We start from the raw sequence: 18,879 nt of genomic DNA, 5'->3' as shown, positions 1-18,879 counted from the left end.
TGCGCTAAAGTCTCTCCTTGCTGCCTCCGATCCACGGAAGCGTCCACGGACGAGCCCACGGAGCGGGTGGCAGATGCAGCACCGGGGTGTGGCGCAGCTTGGTAGCGCGCTTCGTTCGGGACGAAGAGGTCGCAGGTTCAAATCCTGTCACCCCGACCAGACTGCAGCTCAAGGACCCCCTGCCACTGGCAGGGGGTCCTTGCTTTTTCCTGTGGTGCCGACGGCTCGGCGCGACACTGGGTAGCAACGCGGGACGTCGGACCCAGCACGGCGCCCGGTGCCCGCCCGGAGGGAGTCTCCTGTGAGCGCAGATGTCGACCCGACCCGACTGGCGGCAGTCCCCGGCGCACCCGAGGCGACCGGGCCGGCCGGCGCGGGCGCGACGTCGTCGGCACTCCCGGTCTTCCTGTCCACCGAGCACTGGAGCCTGCTCGGCACCCGGTCGATGACGTGGTCCGAGGTGATGAACCGCATCACGATTCACCTGACCGTGGTCTCGGCGCTGCTCGTCGTCCTCGTCCTCACGGTGCAGAAGACCGGTTTCGGCGCGCCCTTCCGGGTCATGGCCATCGGGTTCGCGTCGGTCGCGCTCGTGATGGGGACCCTGACCGCGATCCGCGTCAACATGGCGAGCCAGGAGGACGCCTGCCTCGTGGCCGCGATGAACCGCCTCCGACACGCGTACGTCGAGCTGACGCCGGAGATCGAGCCGTACCTCACGGTCTCGACCCACGACGACGACCGCGGGGTGCTGCTGACGTATGCCGTCGGGCAGCCACGCAGTCTGCCGCTGCACGTCATGGGCAGCACGTCCTTCTTCCTCATGACGGTCAACGGCATCGTGGCCGGCACGCTGGGTGCCCTCGTGGCGAGCGCCGTCGATGCCAGCACACCGATCGTCACGGTGGCGGGAGTCCTCGCCGGGCTGGCCTACGTCGCCGGGCACCTGGCGGTGGGACGGCGAGTGTTCAAGGGCAAGCCCCTGAACGCGCGCTATCCGACGCCGGGCTGAGGTCCACCGCTGACCGACTCACTCCTCGCCCGACGGCGTGGTCGCCCGCACCGCCTCGGCCACGACGTCGACGAGCTGGCCGGTCTTCTCCAGCATCGCGCGCTGACGCACGGCCCCGTTCCCCTCCTCTCGGACGCGGAGCAGACCGTCCTCGACGACGGTGAGGTCGCCCGCCGCCTCCAGGGCCGGCCCTACGTGGTCGACGAGAGCGGCCAGCACCGACCAGGCCGGCTTCGGCAGTCCGGTGCGCCAGTCGACCAGGTGCCCGTCGAGTCCCTCCCGTCCGGCCTGCCAGGTGGCAAGGCGGATCATCTGGGTCGGCACGTCGGGTGCTTCGCTGCCAGAACGCCACTCCCCTGCGGCGGTCTCGACGAGACCGCGGCACAGGGCGGCAACGACGATGGCCTCGTCGGCCGTGAAGCACACGTCGGCCGAACGGATCTCGACTGTCGGGTAGTGCGTGGCCAGGCGGGCATCGAAGTAGACCATCCCCTCGTCGAGGATCACCGACGAGAGCACCATCTGCCGCACGAGACGGTGGTACGCCTGCGCCGAGCCGAAGCGGTCGGTCGGCCCCCACGACGGCCACTTCGCGAGCGCCTGCGACCGGTAGCTGGCAAAACCGGAGTCCACGCCGTTCCAGAAGGGCGAGTTCGCGCTCAGGGCGAGCAGCGTCGGCAGCCACACGCGGATCCGGTCCAGCACGCCGACGCCCTCGTCGTCGCTCTCGACCGACACGTGCACGTGACAGCCGCACGTCAGGTGCTCGCGGGCAGTCAGCTGGTAGCGGTCCTCCATCCACGCGTACCGGGTCGACCTGGCTGCGATCGGGTGCACCGGCAGGGGCGACGTGCCGAGGGCCGCGACGCTCGAGCCGGTCTCGCGGGCCGCCGCGACGGCCGCGCCCCGCCACCTCAGCACCTCCTCGCGCAGCGTCTCGAGGTCGGCGGCCGGGGCGGTGTGCGTCTCGATCTGCTGCTGCTGGAACTCGCCCTCCAGCGCTCCGTGCACGCCGACGCCCGCGACCTCGGGCGGCGCGTGCGGCGCCCGCACGAGCATCCGCCCCGACACCGAACGCGGCCTCCCGTTGCGGACGTCGACGAGGAGCATCTCCTCCTCGACCCCGAGGGTGCGCACCATGACCGCTCCTTACCCAGCGCGGGCCCCGAACCCGCCACCCGAGCCCGCCACCCGAGTGCGGCCGGCGGGCTGCCAACCGGGTTGCAGGGAATGATCCTCGGGCCGGTGGCGCTGTCACTCGATGTCGCCCTGCAGCCCACCAGGAGGACCATGTCGATCTCGTCAACCGTCGGTTTCCGCTCGGAACGCGGACCCGTGCTCATCGCCCTCATGCTGTCGACGTCGCTCATCGCGCTCGACTCGACGATCCTCGCGACCGCCGTCCCGTCGATCGTCGACGACCTCGGCGGGATGGGCCAGTTCCCGTGGCTCTTCTCCGTCTACCTCCTCGCGCAGGCCGTCTCGGTGCCGGTCTACTCCAAGCTCGCGGACACGGTGGGGCGCAAGCCGGTCATCCTCTTCGGCGTCGGTCTCTTCCTCGTGGGGTCGGTCATGTGCGGGTTCGCCTGGGACATGACCTCGCTCATCGTCATGCGCGCCGTCCAGGGGCTCGGGGCAGGAGCGGTGCTACCGGTGACGGTCACCATCGCCGGTGACATCTACACCGTGGCCGAGCGCGCCAAGGCCCAGGGCTACCTCGCGAGCGTGTGGGCGACCTCGTCCGTGGTCGGGCCGACGCTCGGCGGCGTCTTCTCCCAGTTCGTCTCGTGGCGCTGGATCTTCTTCGTCAACATCCCCCTCTGCCTGCTGGCCGCGACGATGCTGTGGCGCACCTACTCCGAGTCGCTCGAGCGCCGAACGCACCGCATCGACTACGCCGGGTCCGTCGTGCTCACGGTGTCGCTGACACTGCTCATCCTCGCCGTCCTCGAGGGTGGCCAGGCGTGGGCGTGGAGCTCGTGGCAGAGCATCGCCTCGTTCGGGGTCGGAGCGGTCCTGCTCGCCGTCTTCGTCGCGATCGAGCGTCGGGCGGCCGAGCCGGTGCTTCCCTTCGAGATCTTCACGCGGCGACTCATCGTCGCGACGTGTCTCATCTCGGTGGGCATCGGCGCCGTGCTCGTGGGGATGACGTCGTACGTGCCGACCTTCCTCGAGCGCACGACCGGGGCCACCCCGATCGTGGCCGGTCTCGCCGTCGCCGCGCTCACGGTCGGCTGGCCGATCTCGGCCTCACAGTCGGGCCGCCTCTACCTGCGCATCGGCTTCCGCCCCACCGCCCTCATCGGCCTGTCGCTCGCCACCGTCGGCGCGCTCGGCCTGTGGGTCGCCTCCGCGTCCCCGAGCCCGTGGACCGCGGCTGCGGCGTGCTTCGTCGTGGGCCTGGGGCTCGGTTTCGTGGCGACCCCGACCCTGGTCGCCGCGCAGGCGTCGGTTGCCTGGCACGAGCGGGCCGTCGTCACGGGCACCAACATGTTCATGCGGTCGGTCGGCAGCGCGGTCGGGGTCGCGATCTTCGGCGCCATCGCCAACGCCGTCATCGCGGCCCGCGGCGGGGACGGCTCGGCAACGGCGATCCAGGCCGGCTCCAGCGCCGTCTTCCTGGCGATGCTCGTCGCGGCGGCGGTGAGCATCGTGGCAGGCCTGCTCATGCCGCACACCCGAGCCGAGGACGTCGAGCAGGCCGCGGCCGACCGCGACCCCGAGCTGCCCGAGCTGCCCGAGCTGCCCGAGCTGCCCGAGCTGCCCGAGCTGCCCGAGACCGAGCCTTCCACCGCCTGACCGTCAGGGGGCGTATGCCGTCACCGACCGACCGCCACGTATGTGCCCTCCACGCTCAGCCGGGCGGCATACGCCCCGTCGTGGCGGTCCGTCGGACGACCGAGCGGCCTCGAGGTCGGCGTCGTTCAGGCGGCGCCCTTGACGAGGCGCATCACGGCACGCTCGAGGGCGTCGCGGTCCCGCACCCGGACGAGCTCGCCGAGCTCGAGGCGCGCGCGGTCGGCCTTGGACAGGCGCGAGAGGCTCGGTGCGACGGTGCGACCGACCGCGAACTCGTCGAGGACGCGCGGGTCGACGTACGACCGCCGGGCGACGGCAGGCGTGTTTCCGAGGTGCTCGGACACGACCTTCATCGCGTCCTTCTCGGCGCGCTTCAGGTCGCGCTCGGACTCCACCGGGCCGTTGCGGGCCAGCGCGACGGCCGCCGTGACGGTCGCTGCCCAGGTGCGGAGGTCCTTGACGGTGTACTCGTCGCCGACCAGCTCCTTGAACGCGACGTTGAGGTCGCCGGAGCTCAGCTCGTGCCAGCCGCTCGTGTTGCGGTAGGCGAGCAGCCGTTCGCCCGGGTAGCCACTGCGCTTGAGCGACAGCACGATCCGCGACAGCAGCTGGTCGGTCATGACCGCCTCGCGGGTGACCCCGGACTTGGCCGGGAACTCGAACGTCACGTCCTCGCCGCTGACGGCGACGTGCGAGCGCAGCAGGGTGGCGACGCCGTGCGATCCGTGCTCGGCCTCGTACTCGTCGCCACCGCTGCGGAACAGGCCAGCATCGAGCATCCGCAGACCTGCGGCCGTGACGCGCTTCTTGGTCAGGCCGCTGGTGCGCAGGTCTGCCGCGACCTGCTTGCGCGCGGCGGGCAGCTTGCGGGCGAGCGTGAGCACTCGGTCGTGCTTCTCGCGGCCCCGGGCCTCGTGCCACTTCTCGTGGTAGAGGTACTGCCGACGCCCGGCGTCGTCGGTGCCGACCGCCTGGATGTGACCGTTGGGATACGGGCTGATCCAGACGTCCTTCCAGGCGGGTGGGACGACGAGCGCCTTGGCGCGCTCACGCGTGTCGGGGTCGACCGCCGACCCGTCCGGGCCGACGTAGCCGAATCCATTGCCCCGCCGCACGCGCCGGATGCCCGGCTTCTCGATGTCGCTCCGTCGCAGTCGCACACCGGGGTGATACCCGATGGTGGCCGCGGCGCAATCACCCAGCTGTGCTACTCCGGTCTCACACCGGCGACCTCCGACGTCGCGTCGGTGGTGTCGCCGGAGGACGCGGTGTGGTCGGGCCCGTCCGGAGTCGAGACGGGCACGATGTCGGGCACGTCGATCTGTGGCATGCCAGGTGGTTGCGGCGGGTCGGGAGTGACCGGTGGGAAGACCGATCCGTCGCTCTGCAGGTGGGATTCGTGAGGGGTCACGTCGTTGTTACCTATCGCCCCGAGTAGCGGTGTGTACGTCTTGCTCTTTCGACCATACCCGCGCTCCCCGAGCCCGAACCCCTCGTCCTTCCCGGCATTCGATGTATCCGACGATCACGGGTGACCGCCGAACACATCGAACGCGGTGGGCGGCCGTGCGGGGCGGCGGGCCTCAGCGGTTGAGCACGGCGACGCGGCCCTGCTCGCCCGACGCCCAGCACGCTCCGTCGCTCGTGCACTCGACCGAGTCGAAGCTGCCGGTGTCGAACGTCGCCCACGTGCGTCCGCCGTCGCTCGACACGTCCGAGCCTGAGGGACCGACCGCGAGGACGGTGCGCGAGGTGCCGGAGACCCAGGCGGATCCGGACCGGTAGCCGCCCGGGTTCACCGTCGACTTCGTCCACGTCGCACCGCCGTCGTCGGTCCAGGCAGCGTTGTCGACAGCGTTGGTGGGAGCCGCGAAGTCGCCGCCCAAGAGGACCCCGCGGCGGGCGTCGCGGAACGTCACCGAGAAGACGCCCGCCGACGGGCCGCCCGCGACCGGGCTGTCCGCCACGGTCCAGGTGCGCCCGTGGTCGGTCGACGTGAAGACCCGTGCCGGGTCCACGCCGCCGCTCGCCAGGTAGGTGCGGCCGGCGACTCCCGTCGTGAGGCAGGTGCCGGATGCCGCGAAGGCCGCCTCGCCGTCCTTCGCCACGGGCATCCCGGCGGGGTCGACGGGCGACCACGACCGGCCCCCGTCAGAGGTCTCGACGAGCCGGAACCTCCCGTCGACAGGGTCGCTCATCGCCAGCCCGCGTCGCGGTGAGCTGAACGCCAAGCAGTCGTAGAACGCGCGCGGGTCGGTGTTGCGGAACGTCTCGGTCCAGCTCGCCCCGCCGTCGTCGGTGCGCAGGATCCGGGAGTCCGTGCCCTCGCCGATCGAGAGGATCACCGCGTGCCGGGCGTCGAACGCCTCGATGTCACGGAACTGGAGGGCGCCAGTGCCGAGGCCCTGCGGGCTGACCTTCGCCCAGGTGGCGCCGCCGTCGGTGGTGCGCAGCACGGTGCCGTTGGTGCCGCTGACCCAGGCGACGTCACGCGAGACGGGCGCGAGCCCCCGGAACCGCACGGTCGTGCCGGTCGGCGTGAGCGTCCAGCCGTATGCCGTCGCCTGCGCCCCGCTGGGACGTTCGGCAGCGCCACGAGGCGACGAGACGGCATACGTGCTCAGGGACGTGACGAGTGCGGCGGTGGCCGCGACGACGAGGACTGATCGGGTGCGAGCTCTCATACCTCGCGAAACTAGTCCCGCCGCGACCAATCGGCGCGCTCAGCGGCCGGTGCCCCCGTAGACGATGGCCTCGTCGGCGGCGTCGAGCCCGAACGCCGTGTGGACGGCCCGGACCGCGTCGTCGAGCTGCTCGGCACGCGTCACCGCCGAGACGCGGATCTCGGAGGTCGAGATCATCTCGATGTTGATGCCGGCCTCGGCGAGGGCACCGAAGAACTTGGCCGAGACGCCCGGGTGGCTCTTCATGCCGGCGCCGACGAGGGCGATCTTGCCGATCTTGTCGTCGAGGCGGAGGTCCTGGTAGTCGACCTCGTGCTTGATCGACTGGAGCACCTGCATGCCGCGGGCGCCGTCGGCCTGGGGCAGCGTGAAGGAGATGTCGGTCTTGGCCGTCTCGGCGGCCGACACGTTCTGCACGATCATGTCGATGTTGATGCCGGCCTCGGCGATCGCGCCGAAGATCTTGGCGGCGATGCCGACCCGGTCGGGCACCCCGACGATGGTGATCTTGGCCTCGCTGCGGTCGTGGGCGATGCCGGCGATGATCGGAGCTTCCACAGCGCCTTCTCCTTCGTAGGGGTTGTCCTTGATCCAGGTGCCGGCCTTCTGCGACCACGACGAGCGCACGTGGATCGGGATGCCGTAGCGGCGGGCGTACTCCACGCAGCGCAGGTGCAGGATCTTGCTGCCGTTCGCCGCGAGGTCGAGCATCTCCTCCATCGACAGGACGTCGAGCTTGCGGGCGCTCGGCAGCACGCGCGGGTCGGCGGTGAAGACGCCGTCGACGTCGGTGTAGATCTCGCAGACGTCGGCCTCGAGCGCCGCGGCGAGCGCGACGGCGGTCGTGTCGGAGCCGCCGCGACCGAGGGTGGTGATGTCCTTCGTCGTCTGGCTGACGCCCTGGAAGCCGGCGACGATGGCGATGTGGCCGGCGTCGAGGGCGCTCTGGATGCGACCGGGCGTCACGTCGATGATGCGGGCCGCGCCGTGGGCGTCGTCGGTGATGACGCCCGCTTGGCTGCCGGTGAACGAGCGGGCCTCGGCGCCGAGCTGCGCGATCGCCATGGCCACCAGGGCCATCGAGATGCGCTCGCCCGAGGTGAGCAGCATGTCGAGCTCGCGGGCGGGCGGCGCCGGCGTGACCTGCTCGGCGAGGTCCATCAGCTCGTCGGTCGTGTCACCCATGGCGGAGACGACGACGCACACCGAGTGGCCGGCGCGCTGCGTCTCGACGATGCGGCGGGCCACGCGCTTGATGGCCTCGGCATCGGACACGGACGACCCGCCGTACTTCTGGACGACGATGCTCACACTGGCTCCCGATCTGCTCTTCGGACGGACACCGCTGTGACGGACACTGCTGCGGTGCGGCCGAGTCTAGGCTCGCGCGCGTGGCGTCCACCGGGGCGTCGCGATGGTGAGATGTGCGTGGATTCGTCCGCCACGCCGCACGTTCTTGCGCGGGCTACGGGTGCAGCGCGTCGAACTCCGCCTCACCCACGGCCTCCTCGTCGGCGTCGAGCCGCAGGTGGGCGAGGATCGAGTGCAGCGAGCGGAGCGCCATCAGACCCCGGTCACCCCAGTGCGACAGGTAGCCGAACTGCCACCACCACAGGGCCTCGAGCCTGCGGCCGGTCGCGTAGTGCTTCAGCCCGTGGCTCAGCGACACCGCCACGTCCACGAGGTCGTTGGTGATCGAGCCGTCGGCACGCTCCGACGACGTGATCGGGTCGATGACGTAGACGTAGTCGTCGATGCCGGAGAAGACGTTCGCGAGGCCCGTGCGCAGCGGGTCGGCGTCGTCGTCGGCCGCGTCCGGCTCGAACCGCTCCTCCGGCACGACGTCCTCGATCGCCCCGAGCCGCGCGCCAGCCAGGAGCACCTGCGAGAGCGCGAGCGTCAACAACGGGAGCGCCGTGTCGGGCGAGCTGCCCGACGCCACCTCCGTGACGGACGTCAGGAAGGCACTCGCCTCCGCCGCGGTCAGGTCGGCCAGGCCCGACAGGTCGTCGGCCTCGCTCGCGTGGCCCTCGGTCACCGGGTCATCAGTCATGGTCCCAGCATGCCGTATGCCGTGTGGCCCGGTCGCGCCGGCAACGGGCGCACCCACCCAGCTGGGGTCACGGCATACGCACCCTCCGTGATCGAAAGAGCGATCCTTCCGAGCGGACGGATCGCTCTTTCGATCACGGAGGGTGTGTGGGGGCGCGAGGGTGGTCAGGCGTCGACGCGGCGACGGCCCTCGAAGGCCCGCCCGAGCGTGACCTCGTCGGCGTACTCGAGGTCGCCGCCGACGGGCAGCCCGGACGCCAGACGGGTGACCGTCAGGCCGACGTCACGCAGCAGCCGCGAGAGGTAGGTGGCGGTGGCCTCGCCCTCGAGGTTGGGGTCGGTCGCGATGATGACCTCCTGCACCTCGCCCGAGGCGAGGCGGGTCATCAGCTCGCGCACCCGCAGGTCGTCGGGGCCGATGCCGTCGATCGGGCTGATCGCGCCGCCGAGCACGTGGTAGGTGCCGCGGAACTCGCGGGTGCGCTCGATGGCGACGACGTCCTTGGGCTCCTCGACGACGCAGATCGCGGTCTGGTCGCGGCGCGGGTCGGCGCAGATGCGGCACCGCTCGGCCTCGGCGACGTTGCCGCACTGCTCGCAGAACCGGACCCTCGCCTTGACCTCGGTGAGCGCCGTGACGAGCCGCGTCACGTCGTCGGAGTCGGTCTGGAGCAGGTGGAAGGCGATGCGCTGCGCGCTCTTGGGGCCGATCCCCGGGAGTCTTCCGAGCTCGTCGATGAGGTCCTGCACCGCGCCTTCGTACACACGGCAACCCTAAGCCTCGAAAAGCCCTGCTGCGGACCGCCGCACCGGTCTAGCGTGGCGAGAGGGGGCGCCGCCGTCGACAGCCGGCGGCAGCGGCGGCTGCGGGTGGCGGGCGGCGTGGCCCCGGGACCGTGAGGAGGCAACGTGGCCGAGCGACGGACGGACCGAACCGTGTCCCGGCGCAGCGAGCGGATCCAGGAGGCTGTGCCGTTCCGGATGATGTTCGGGTTCCGCATGCACTCCGGCTACGCCGAGCGTCGGCTCGAGCCCGGCGTGCTGGACCTCACCTTCGGTGACCCGCACGAGCTCCAGATGCCGGAGTACGTCGAGGCGCTCAGGTCGGCCGCGGTGCCGCAGGACGAGCTGTGGTTCGCGTACAAGCAGAGCGAGCGCCCGGCCCAGGACGCGGCGGCGGCCTCCCTCGAGCGTGTCGTGCCCCTCGGCTGGACCGGCGACGACGTGCGGATGACGACCGGCGGGTTCGGTGCGATCACCGTCGCGATGAAGGTGCTCGCCGACCCCGGCGAGGAGGTCGTCTACACGCTGCCGCCGTGGTTCCTCTACGAGCCGCTCGCACTGGAGGCAGGGCTCGTCCCCGTCAAGGTGAGGGCCACCCAACCGAGCTTCGACCTCGACCTGGAGGCCATCGCGGCGGCGCTCACCGAGCGCACCCGGATCGTCGTGGTGAACTCCCCGAACAACCCGACCGGTCGCATCTACCCACCGGGTCTGCTGCTGGGTCTCGCCGGCCTGCTCGCTGAGGCATCGGCGCGCTTCGGGCACCGCATCTGGATCGTGTCGGACGAGCCGTACAACCGGATCGTGTTCTCCGGCAACGAGTTCCACAGCCCGGCGGAGTTCTACCCGCACACGCTGATCTGCTACTCCTACGGCAAGACGCTGCTCGCCCCGGGCCAGCGCCTCGGCTACATCGCCGTGCCGCCCGGGCTCGAGGGCCGCGACGAGCTGCTCGAGGCGATCGACATGATGCAGATCGCCGCCGGGTGGCTCTTCCCGAACGCCGTCATGCAGCACGCGACGCCGCAGCTCGAGCAGCTGTGCCTCGACGTCGCCGCCCTCGAGGCGAAGCGCGACCGGCTGGTCGGCGCGATGCGCGACATCGGCTACGAGGTGGAGGCGCCCGACGGCACCTTCTACCTGTGGCCGCGCTCCCCGGTGCCGGACGACGAGGCGTTCGTCGCCGACCTCTCGACGCGCGGCGTCCTCGTCATGCCGGGTGCGCTCTTCGAGACTCCCGGATGGTTCCGGATCTGCCTCACCGCGACGGCCGAGACGATCGAGGCGGCCATCCCCCACCTGCGCGACGCCTTCCAGTCCGCGACCGCGCCGGTCAGTAGCTGAGCCGCCGAACAGTCCCGCACGAAAGCGCGCCACGGCGCAGTTTCAGCGCAGTCCAGCCGCCAAACCGACACGAAAGCGCGCCACGGCGCAGTTTCGGCGCAGTCTCAGGTCAGGGTAGGTCCGGTCAGCGGGGGCCGTCGGCGAGGGCGCTCTCCCAGCGCTGCTCGACCCGACCGAGCCGCCACACTGCGACCGCGACGAGCCAGGTGACCACGAAGAGCCCGACGATCCAGAAGCCGACGTCGCCGAGGTCGACCGACCCGATCCATGCGACCGGCCCGCTCGTCACGCCCAGCTTCTCGCCGAGCAGCCCGACGAGCTCGATGACGCCGACGACCAGGGCCACCGCGACCGACAGCGACGTCACGGTGATGTTGTAATAGATCTTGCGCACCGGGCGGCTGAAGGCCCAGCCGTAGGCCACGTTCATGAAGGCCCCGTCGAGGCTGTCGAGCAGCGACATCCCGGCCGCGAAGAGCACGGGCATCACGAGCACGGCATACCAGGGCAGGTCGGCAGCGGCGGCTCCGCCCGCGATGACGAGGAGCCCCACCTCGGTGACCGTGTCGAAGCCGAGGCCGAAGAGCAGGCCGACGGGATACATGTGCCACGGCTTGCGCACGGTCCTCGTGACGCGGCCGAGGATGCGGTTGAGGAAGCCACGCTTGTCGAGCTGCCGCTCGAGCTCGGACTCGTCGAAGTGACCGGCGCGCATCCGGCGGAAGACCTTGAGGATGCCGACGAGCGCCGCGAGGTTGATCAGGCCGATGAGCACGAGGAAGACGCCGGAGACGGTCGTGCCCCAGACGCCGGTGACCTGCTGAAGCGTCGACCCGTCGTCCTCGATGGCCCCGGCGAGCGCCCTGATGCCGAGCGCGAGCAGCAGCACCATGACGAACACGACCGAGCTGTGCCCGAGGCTGAACCAGAAGCCGACGCTCATCGGCCGCTGCCCCTCACCCATGAGCTTGCGGGTCGTGTTGTCGATGGCGGCGATGTGGTCGGCGTCGAATGCGTGGCGCATCCCGAGGGTGTATGCCGTCACGCCGAGCCCCAGACCGAAGACCTGGCCGGCGACGCGGTACTCCGCAGGCGCAACCACGAGCACGAGCAGTCCCCACCCGACGACGTGCAACAGGGCGACGAAGGCGGCCATGCCGGCCAGGCTGCGTCGCTCGTCGCGCGTCAGCTGCGCCACTCGCGACAGTCGCCCTGGCCGCGAGGAGCGGGTCGCCGACGAGGTCGCGGTGGGAGCGGTCACGCACCCACGCTAGATGCGACTGAGTCGCATCTGCAAGGCGTTGCGGCGAGGACGCGCTCTGGTCAGGCGGACGACTCGTCCGCCGGCACCTCGTTGTAGGCGTCGACGCGCTCCTGGCCGCTCAGCGCGGCGATGGCCTCCATGACGCGGTCGGTCAGCAGGCGACGCGCCTTGCCCGCCGGCATACCGGCGTACTCCTCGACACCGATCGGCTCACCGAAACGCACCGTCACCTTCGCCAGCTTCGGGAAGCGGGCGCCCACCGGCTGGATGTTCTCCGTGCCGACGAGGCCGACGGGCACGACCGGCACCTGGGCCGTGAGCGCGAGCCAGGCGACACCCGTGCGGCCCCGGTAGAGCCGGCCGTCGCGCGACCGGGTGCCCTCCGGGTAGATGCCGAACGCGTCGCCCGCCTTGAGCACCTCGAGCGCGGTGTCGAGGCTCTCCTGGGCCGCCGTCGGCGAGTGCCGGTTGACCGGCACCATGCCGACCGCGCTGAAGAAGCCCTTGCGCAGCAGGCCCCCGACGCCGGGGCCGGTCCAGTACTCCTCCTTGGCGAGGAACCGCACCTGTCGCGGCGAGGCCAGCGGGATCGCGAACGAGTCGATGAACGAGAGGTGGTTGCTCGCCACGATGACGCCCCCATCGCGGGGGATGTTCTCCTTGCCCTCGATCGTCGGGCGGTACAGCGCATGGGACAGCGGGTACAGGAGGTTGCGCCCGAGGCTGTAGAACATGGGCCACAGCCTAGGGCCGTGGTCAGGTGGCAGGGTTACGGCGTCCGAACCGACGCCGTGCCGCTCACTCCCTGGTACGCGTGGTGCTCGCCCGCAGCCCCGGGCCTATGCCGTGGGGTGCACTCGGGCGCCCGGCCTCAGGCCCGCGCGCGGACCGTCCAGGCACTCGCGGCCACCGCGAAGGCCCCCTCGGGGAGCAGCTGGCGGCAGCGTTCGCGCAGGGCGACGCGGCCCGTGTCGTCCAGAGCCTGCACGTGGGCCCCGGCAGGGCCAACCCCGAGGGTGTACGGCTCCCACCAGTCGTCGAAGCCCGCGTGCTCGACGGTGACGGTCAGCGTCGTCTCCTCGATCTGGTTGAGGCCGGCCTCGTCGCAGAGCCGGGCCAGCTCACCCTCGTTGACGCCCGGCAGGCGCGACTCGTCCACGACGTCGGGGTCGAGGTCACGCGCCGCCTGCCAGAAGGTGGTGAGCGGTCCACTGCCGCCGCCGAGGTCCCACACACAGGCGGCGACGGTTCCGCCGGGACGCGTGACGCGACCCATCTCGCGCAGGCCACCGACCGGATCGGTGAGGAAGTGGACGACGAGCTGGGCGAGGGTCTGGTCGAAAAGGTCGTCGGGATAGGGCAGCAGCTCGGCCGTGCCGGTCTGCACGTCGAGCGTGGGGAAAGCCTGGCGCAGGGCCGCGAGGAAGTGCTGCGACGGGTCGATGGCCGAGACCCCGTCCGACCCGAGTCGTTCCACGAGGACCCGGGTCAGCGCCCCGGGCCCGCAACCGACGTCGAGAGCGCGGCTGGGCGCGGCGACTCCGGCCCAGTCGGCGAACAGCTCGGCGAGGGGCTCGGAGTATCGCCCCATGAAGCGGTTGTAGGCACCCGCTGCCACCTCGAAGGTCACCTTCCGAAAGTACCGCCGGAGAGGTCAGCGCGACTCCCGAATCCCCAATGCTCCCAACGACAGTCGACGCTCGCAGCGGCTCGGCCACAACCATGAGAGCGATGCCGACGAACCGGTGTGCGTCAGCCCGCGCTCTGCGTTGGGTCGTCGAATGACCCAGCCGGCGTGAATCACCTCACGACTCAATGCAGAGGGGCCACCCGCGGCGGCCACCATGGTGCAAGCGGCTAGTCGTCGAGCTCCTGGACCACGCGGCCACCGAGAACCTTCTCGATGACGGCGCGGCCGATGTCACCGGACTGCTCGATGTCCTCGTCGTCGTCGCTGACGGCCGAGTCGTCGGTGACGGGCTGACGCGGCTGGTCGTCGTCGCTCGATCGAGACGACCCTGACCGCGAGCGAGCCTGCGCGAAGGACTGGCGCACGGCGCTCGCCCCCCGCAACGCCGAGTCGGTGGCAGCACCGTCGACCGACCCGGTCGCCGCGTCGGACAGGGACGGGCCGGGGGGACCGGGGCCCGGCTGGGTGTCGGCCGCCGGCTCGGGCACCGAAGGTCCGGTGGCCCAGTCGGGCGCGGGGCCTGTCACGGCTCCCCACCCGGGGTTCTCCTCGTGCGAGCGACCCGAGGTGGGGCTCAGACCCGAGTCCGCGAGTGCCGAGGCACCGCGCTCATCGGCGCGCGGGGCCCCGCCCTGCTGGTCGCCGCCCGCTGCGCGGGCGGACTCATGACCCGCGCCGGCATCACCCCACGACCCGCGCGAGGCGCCGCCGTCGACCGGACCGGAGGTGCTGCTCGACCCGCCTGCGGGAGCGGACGGCTCGGGATCGGGTGGTCCGGCCGGCACTGCCCCTGGGGGCGGAGCGACGGGCGCCTGCTGTGCGGCCTCGACATGGACCCCATCGACGATGGCGTCGACGCCGAGCTCGTCGATGAGCGCCTGTCGCACGATGTCGGCGTGGTTGCCGGCCCGGAAGGTCTGGGTGAGACCCGCTGTCGCGATGCCGAGCTTCAGGGTGCGGCCGTCGAAGGAGGTGACCTGCGCGTTCTGCGAGACGAACGTCCAGGTGAGGCGGCGCATCGTGAAGATGCGGCCGAGGACGTTGGGCCAGGCCCGGCGGATCGCGTCGGTGTCCATGCCACCGGTCGGGGTCGCCGGCGCCGGGTGCCCGGCCGCCGCTCCGTCCGGTGCCGATCCCTCGGCGTTCTGCTGCGGTGCGACTCGCGCCGCGGACTCGTCGGGTCGCGCACCAGAAGCTGCGCCCGCCTGCAGCGCGCCGGCGTCACCGCCGTCGGCGACGACGGAAGGGCCGCCGACCGACTCGCGGGGCGCCATGACGGGCGGCGCACCGACCTCGGCGCGTGCGGCGTCGATGCGCCCGGCGTCGCCGGGCCCTGAGCCGCCGGGCCCGGAGCCGCCCGAAGGCGCGGAGGCCGAACCGCCGTCACCGCGCCCGATGACGGCCTCGACGTTCGAACGCCCGCCACCTCCCATCCCGCCGGCAGAGTGCGAGGGGGTAGCCGAGGCGCCGCTCGAGGGTGGCGTGTAGTCGGAGACCGTGCGGCCCGGAGCGCTCACCCCGGCCGGCCCACCCGCCCCGGACGACGTGGGGACGGGCTGGCGAGCGGACGCGGCCCCGGACGGCATACCGGCCCCGCCGGAGGCGCTGGGAACGCCACCGACGTCGAGGCGACGCTCGAGCCGGTCGAGGCGGGCGGCATACCCCTGCTCGCCCGACGACCCCGGGAGCAGGATGCGGGCGCAGATCAGCTCGAGCTGCAGGCGCGGCGCGGTGGCGCCGGTCATCTCGGTGAGGCCGCTGTTGACGATGTCGGCAGCCCGCGACAGGGCTCCGGGCCCGAACGCCGACTGCTGGACCCGCATCCGCTCGAGCTGGTCCTCGGGCACGCCGCGCAGCACCTGCGAGACGCCGTCGGGGATGGCCGCGACGATGATGAGGTCGCGCAGCCGCTCGAGGAGGTCCTCGATGAATCGGCGAGGGTCGTGCCCTGACTCGATGACCTTGTCGATCTGCCGGAAGGTGGCCGCGCCGTCGCCCGCGGCGAGCGCGTCGACGGTGCTGTCGAGCAGCTCGCCGTCGGTGAAGCCCAGCAGCGAGACCGCGCCGTCGTAGGTCAGCCCCTGGGGACCGGACCCGGCGATGAGCTGGTCGAGGACCGAGAGCGAGTCACGCACCGATCCGCCGCCGGCGCGCGTGACGAACGAGAGGACACCCGGCTGGACGGCCACCTGCTCGGACTCGAGGAGGCGCTCCATGTAGGTGGTGAGCTTGGCCGGCGGGACGAGCCGGAAGGGGTAGTGGTGCGTGCGCGAGCGGATGGTGCCGATGACCTTCTCGGGCTCGGTCGTCGCGAAGACGAACTTCACGTGCTCGGGCGGCTCCTCGACGATCTTGAGGAGGGCGTTGAAGCCCTGCGGCGTCACCATGTGCGCCTCGTCGATGATGTAGATCTTGAACCGGCTCTGCGCGGGGCCGTAGGAGGCGCGTTCGCGCAGGTCACGGGCGTCGTCGACGCCACCGTGGCTCGCCGCGTCGATCTCGATGACGTCGACGCTGCCCGAGCCGCCGCGCGCGAGCGCCACGCACGAGTCGCACGTGCCGCACGGCTCGGGGGTCGGGCCCTGCTCGCAGTTGAGGCAGCGGGCGAGGATGCGCGCGCTCGTCGTCTTGCCGCAGCCGCGCGGGCCGCTGAAGAGGTAGGCGTGGTTGACGCGACCCGTGCGCAGCGCCTGCATGAGCGGCTCGGTCACGTGCTCCTGCCCGATGACGTCGGCGAAGCTCTCGGGCCGGTAACGGCGGTACAGGGCGGTGGCCATGCGGGAAACCCTAACCGTCCGGGCCGACGGCGGTCTGCCCGGTGAACGGGACCTGACGGTTCGCCGTGACACCGGCAATTTGGGTGGTGGCTGTCGGCGGGTCGACCTAGGGTCTTAGGCACTCAGGTCCGGGTGCAACGAGCGCCGTCAGCGACCGCTGGAGGAGGTCATGATGCCCGATCCGATTCCGCGCACGCCCCTGTCGGGCAGCTGGGACGCCGACACCCTGGTGGCCCGCTACGACGAGGTCCGCGCGCACACCGAGTCCCTCGCCGCGCCGCTCTCGCCCGAGGACCAGACCGTCCAGTCGATGCCCGACGTCTCACCGACGAAGTGGCACCGCGCGCACGTCACGTGGTTCTTCGAGACCTTCGTGCTCGCCGACCACGAACCGTCGTTCACGCCCTACCAGGACCAGTACTGGTTCCTCTTCAACAGCTACTACGAGGGTGTCGGCCCCCGCTACGCCCGCGCCGAGCGTGGTCACATCACGCGCCCCGGTGCCCACGACGTCGGCCTCTACCGCGACAACGTCGACGCCCGGATGCGCGACCTCGTCACCGCGCTCGACGGCGGCGCGCTCGAGAAGCTCTCCTCCACCATCGAGCTGGGCTTCCACCACGAGCAGCAGCACCAGGAGCTGCTCCTCATGGACATCAAGCACGTGCTGTCGGTCAACCCGCTCCAGCCCACGTATGCCGGCAGCCCCCTCACGCCGTCCGAGCCCGACCCGTTGGGATGGGTCGACGTGCAGGGCGGTCTCGTCGAGGTCGGGCACCGCGGCGCCGGGTTCTCCTTCGACAACGAGCTGCCGCTGCACCAGCAGTGGCTCGAGCCCTACCGTCTCGCCGACCGTCTCGTCACCAACGGCGAGTGGCTCGAGTTCATGGCCGACCGAGGCTACGAGCGCCACGAGCTCTGGCTATCCGACGGCTGGGCGCGGGTGGGCGCCGAGGGCTGGCGCGCTCCGTTCTACTGGCGGGAGCACGACGGTGTCTGGTTCGAGCACACGCTGAGCGGCACGCGTCCGGTCGACCCCGGGCTGCCCGTGAGCCACGTCAGCCACTACGAGGCCGACGCCTACGCGACGTGGGCCGGCAAGCGGCTGCCCACCGAGGTCGAGTGGGAGCACGGCGTCATCGCCGACGGGCAGGAGCAGCAGCCCGCCACCGGCGCCAACCTCGCCGACCTCGAGACCTTCCACCCGCGGCCTGCCGGGCCACCGACGGGGCACCTGCGCCAGGTCTACGGCGACTGCTGGGAGTGGACCTCCTCCGCCTACCTCGCCTACCCCGGCTACCACCCACCGGCCGGCGCCATCGGCGAGTACAACGGCAAGTTCATGTCCGGCCAGATGGTGCTGCGAGGCGGCTGCGCCCTCACGCCTGCGGGTCACGCGCGGGCGAGCTACCGCAACTTCTTTCCACCCGCGTCCCGCTGGGCCCTGTCGGGGGTCCGTCTCGCCGATGGAGGTGTTCGCCGATGACCGCTCATGAGCCCGTCGTCACCGTCGCTCTCGACCCCGACTGGGCGTCGGGGTCGCTCGTGTCCGACGTACGCCGCGGCCTCGGCTCGCAGCCGCGCACCCTGCCGCCGAAGTGGCTCTACGACGACGTGGGCTCCGACCTCTTCGACGAGATCACCCGGCTGCCCGAGTACTACCCGACCGAGTGCGAGCGCACGATCCTGCGTGAGCACGCCGACGACATCGTGGCGGCCTGCGACGCGACGACGTTCGTCGAGCTCGGAAGCGGCACGAGCGACAAGACCCGCACCCTCCTCGACGCGTTCACCTCGGCGGGTCGGCTCGAGCGATTCGTTCCCGTCGACGTCTCCGAGCAGACGCTGCGCGACGCGGCGGCGATGCTCACCGAGCGCTACCCGTCGCTGCGCGTCGAGGCTCTCGTCGGTGACTTCACGCTGCACCTCGGGCACCTGCCCCACGGCGACCGGCGGCTCGTCGCTTTCCTCGGCGGCACCATCGGCAACTTCTACGTCGAGGAGCGGGCGGCCTTCCTCGGGGCCCTGCACGACAGCCTCGAGCCCGGCGACTGGTTCCTGCTCGGCACCGACCTCGTCAAGAGCGCCGACCGGCTGATCGCCGCCTACGACGACAGCCGCGGGGTCACCGCGAGGTTCGTGACGAACTGCCTGCGGGTGCTCAACCGCGAGCTCGGCGCCGACTTCGACGTCGACGCGTTCTCCTACGTGCCGTTCTGGGACCCCCGCCAGGAGCGCATGGACCTGCGGCTACGCGCCGACATGCCCCAGCGGGTGACGATCCCGGGCGCCGACCTCACGTTCGACCTCGCCCACGGTGAGGAGATCCGCGTCGAGATCTCGACGAAGTTCCGGCACGAGAGCCTTCGCGACGAGCTGGGGGCCGCCGGCTTCGCGGTCGAGCGCACGTGGACCGACCCCGCCGGCGACTTCGCCCTGACCCTGGCCCGCCGCGAGGAGTGACGGGGCTCCGG

Annotated in this window: 16 protein-coding genes and 1 tRNA gene; 6 read left to right on the top strand and 11 right to left on the bottom strand. The window is 71.4% G+C overall.

The window, feature by feature from the left end; all coding sequences use genetic code 11:
• Positions 1 to 82 precede the first annotated feature (82 nt).
• Together AC1DE0_RS13010 and AC1DE0_RS13005 are read left to right on the top strand one after the other, a co-directional pair.
• Positions 83 to 159: transfer RNA gene (locus AC1DE0_RS13010), tRNA-Pro, on the top strand.
• Positions 160 to 301: 142 nt separating this feature from the next.
• Positions 302 to 1,012: a hypothetical protein gene (locus AC1DE0_RS13005; protein WP_478101104.1), complete on the top strand. Its 711-nt coding sequence runs from the start codon at positions 302 to 304 to the stop codon at positions 1,010 to 1,012.
• Between the two features lie 18 nt (positions 1,013 to 1,030).
• On the opposite strand, the gene AC1DE0_RS13000 is transcribed toward AC1DE0_RS13005, so the two are convergent.
• A complete protein-coding gene (locus tag AC1DE0_RS13000) occupies positions 1,031 to 2,152 on the bottom strand; it encodes a carboxylate-amine ligase (protein WP_478101102.1) in 1,122 nt (373 codons plus the stop codon).
• Positions 2,153 to 2,302: 150 nt separating this feature from the next.
• Here AC1DE0_RS13000 and AC1DE0_RS12995 point away from each other — a divergent pair, with 150 nt between their 5' ends.
• The gene (locus AC1DE0_RS12995; protein ID WP_478101100.1) at positions 2,303 to 3,811 is read left to right on the top strand and encodes an MDR family MFS transporter; all 1,509 of its coding nucleotides are present in this window, start codon (positions 2,303 to 2,305) and stop codon (positions 3,809 to 3,811) included.
• A gap of 125 nt (positions 3,812 to 3,936) precedes the next feature.
• Here AC1DE0_RS12995 and AC1DE0_RS12990 read toward each other — a convergent pair whose 3' ends face one another.
• From AC1DE0_RS12990 to recR, 6 genes are all read right to left on the bottom strand, one after another.
• Positions 3,937 to 4,971, bottom strand: a complete 1,035-nt coding sequence (locus tag AC1DE0_RS12990) for a DNA topoisomerase IB (protein ID WP_478101098.1) — start codon at positions 4,969 to 4,971, stop codon at positions 3,937 to 3,939.
• Between the two features lie 47 nt (positions 4,972 to 5,018).
• Positions 5,019 to 5,141, bottom strand: a complete 123-nt coding sequence (locus tag AC1DE0_RS12985; protein ID WP_478101096.1) for a hypothetical protein — start codon at positions 5,139 to 5,141, stop codon at positions 5,019 to 5,021.
• A gap of 253 nt (positions 5,142 to 5,394) precedes the next feature.
• Complete coding sequence (locus tag AC1DE0_RS12980) at positions 5,395 to 6,495, bottom strand: WD40/YVTN/BNR-like repeat-containing protein (RefSeq protein ID WP_478101094.1); 1,101 nt, start codon at positions 6,493 to 6,495, stop codon at positions 5,395 to 5,397.
• Between the two features lie 39 nt (positions 6,496 to 6,534).
• Complete coding sequence (locus AC1DE0_RS12975) at positions 6,535 to 7,806, bottom strand: aspartate kinase (RefSeq protein ID WP_478101092.1); 1,272 nt, start codon at positions 7,804 to 7,806, stop codon at positions 6,535 to 6,537.
• A gap of 154 nt (positions 7,807 to 7,960) precedes the next feature.
• Positions 7,961 to 8,548 carry a DUF5063 domain-containing protein gene (locus AC1DE0_RS12970; protein WP_478101090.1) on the bottom strand — a complete coding sequence of 196 codons (588 nt, stop codon included), beginning with the start codon at positions 8,546 to 8,548 and terminating at the stop codon, positions 7,961 to 7,963.
• Between the two features lie 164 nt (positions 8,549 to 8,712).
• On the bottom strand, positions 8,713 to 9,312 hold the full coding sequence (gene recR / locus AC1DE0_RS12965) for a recombination mediator RecR (protein WP_442290405.1): 600 nt from the start codon (positions 9,310 to 9,312) through the stop codon (positions 8,713 to 8,715).
• 144 nt (positions 9,313 to 9,456) lie between these two features.
• Here recR and AC1DE0_RS12960 point away from each other — a divergent pair, with 144 nt between their 5' ends.
• Entirely contained in the window at positions 9,457 to 10,674 is a 1,218-nt protein-coding gene (locus AC1DE0_RS12960) for an aminotransferase class I/II-fold pyridoxal phosphate-dependent enzyme (RefSeq protein ID WP_478101088.1), read from the top strand.
• A 124-nt stretch (positions 10,675 to 10,798) separates the two neighbouring features.
• Here AC1DE0_RS12960 and nicT read toward each other — a convergent pair whose 3' ends face one another.
• The 4 genes from nicT to AC1DE0_RS12940 all read right to left on the bottom strand — a co-directional run bounded on the left by nicT (position 10,799) and on the right by AC1DE0_RS12940 (position 16,405).
• The gene (gene nicT, locus AC1DE0_RS12955; RefSeq protein ID WP_478101086.1) at positions 10,799 to 11,935 is read right to left on the bottom strand and encodes a Nickel transporter NicT; all 1,137 of its coding nucleotides are present in this window, start codon (positions 11,933 to 11,935) and stop codon (positions 10,799 to 10,801) included.
• A gap of 62 nt (positions 11,936 to 11,997) precedes the next feature.
• Entirely contained in the window at positions 11,998 to 12,672 is a 675-nt protein-coding gene (locus tag AC1DE0_RS12950; protein ID WP_478101084.1) for a lysophospholipid acyltransferase family protein, read from the bottom strand.
• 137 nt (positions 12,673 to 12,809) lie between these two features.
• Complete coding sequence (locus tag AC1DE0_RS12945) at positions 12,810 to 13,568, bottom strand: class I SAM-dependent methyltransferase (RefSeq protein WP_478101082.1); 759 nt, start codon at positions 13,566 to 13,568, stop codon at positions 12,810 to 12,812.
• 227 nt (positions 13,569 to 13,795) lie between these two features.
• Positions 13,796 to 16,405, bottom strand: a complete 2,610-nt coding sequence (locus AC1DE0_RS12940) for a DNA polymerase III subunit gamma and tau (RefSeq protein ID WP_478101080.1) — start codon at positions 16,403 to 16,405, stop codon at positions 13,796 to 13,798.
• Positions 16,406 to 16,577: 172 nt separating this feature from the next.
• Between AC1DE0_RS12940 and egtB the strand changes: the two genes are divergently transcribed.
• Together egtB and egtD are read left to right on the top strand one after the other, a co-directional pair.
• Positions 16,578 to 17,891, top strand: coding sequence for an ergothioneine biosynthesis protein EgtB (egtB, locus tag AC1DE0_RS12935; protein ID WP_478101078.1), 1,314 nt, complete (start codon positions 16,578 to 16,580; stop codon positions 17,889 to 17,891).
• Positions 17,888 to 18,868 (top strand): L-histidine N(alpha)-methyltransferase, encoded by a 981-nt coding sequence (gene egtD, locus AC1DE0_RS12930; RefSeq protein WP_478101076.1) that lies wholly within the window; start codon positions 17,888 to 17,890, stop codon positions 18,866 to 18,868. The genes egtB and egtD overlap by 4 nt, the downstream gene beginning before the upstream one ends.
• Positions 18,869 to 18,879: the final 11 nt, after the last annotated feature.

It is taken from the genome of Terrabacter sp. 05T424 (genome assembly GCF_056396225.1).
This window is presented reverse-complemented; position numbering and strand designations above follow the sequence as displayed.

Excerpts from the sequence above, each read along its gene's own strand:
- AC1DE0_RS13000 (WP_478101102.1), bottom strand. The coding sequence starts at position 2,152 with ATGGTGCGCACCCTCGGGGTCGAGGAGGAGATGCTCCTCGTCGACGTC.
- egtD (WP_478101076.1), top strand. The coding sequence starts at position 17,888 with ATGACCGCTCATGAGCCCGTCGTCACCGTCGCTCTCGACCCCGACTGG.
- AC1DE0_RS12970 (WP_478101090.1), bottom strand. The coding sequence starts at position 8,548 with ATGACTGATGACCCGGTGACCGAGGGCCACGCGAGCGAGGCCGACGAC.
- AC1DE0_RS12980 (WP_478101094.1), bottom strand. The coding sequence starts at position 6,495 with ATGAGAGCTCGCACCCGATCAGTCCTCGTCGTCGCGGCCACCGCCGCA.
- AC1DE0_RS12940 (WP_478101080.1), bottom strand. The coding sequence starts at position 16,405 with ATGGCCACCGCCCTGTACCGCCGTTACCGGCCCGAGAGCTTCGCCGAC.
- AC1DE0_RS12995 (WP_478101100.1), top strand. The coding sequence starts at position 2,303 with ATGTCGATCTCGTCAACCGTCGGTTTCCGCTCGGAACGCGGACCCGTG.
- egtB (WP_478101078.1), top strand. The coding sequence starts at position 16,578 with ATGCCCGATCCGATTCCGCGCACGCCCCTGTCGGGCAGCTGGGACGCC.
- AC1DE0_RS12985 (WP_478101096.1), bottom strand. The coding sequence starts at position 5,141 with ATGCCACAGATCGACGTGCCCGACATCGTGCCCGTCTCGACTCCGGAC.
- AC1DE0_RS12950 (WP_478101084.1), bottom strand. The coding sequence starts at position 12,672 with ATGTTCTACAGCCTCGGGCGCAACCTCCTGTACCCGCTGTCCCATGCG.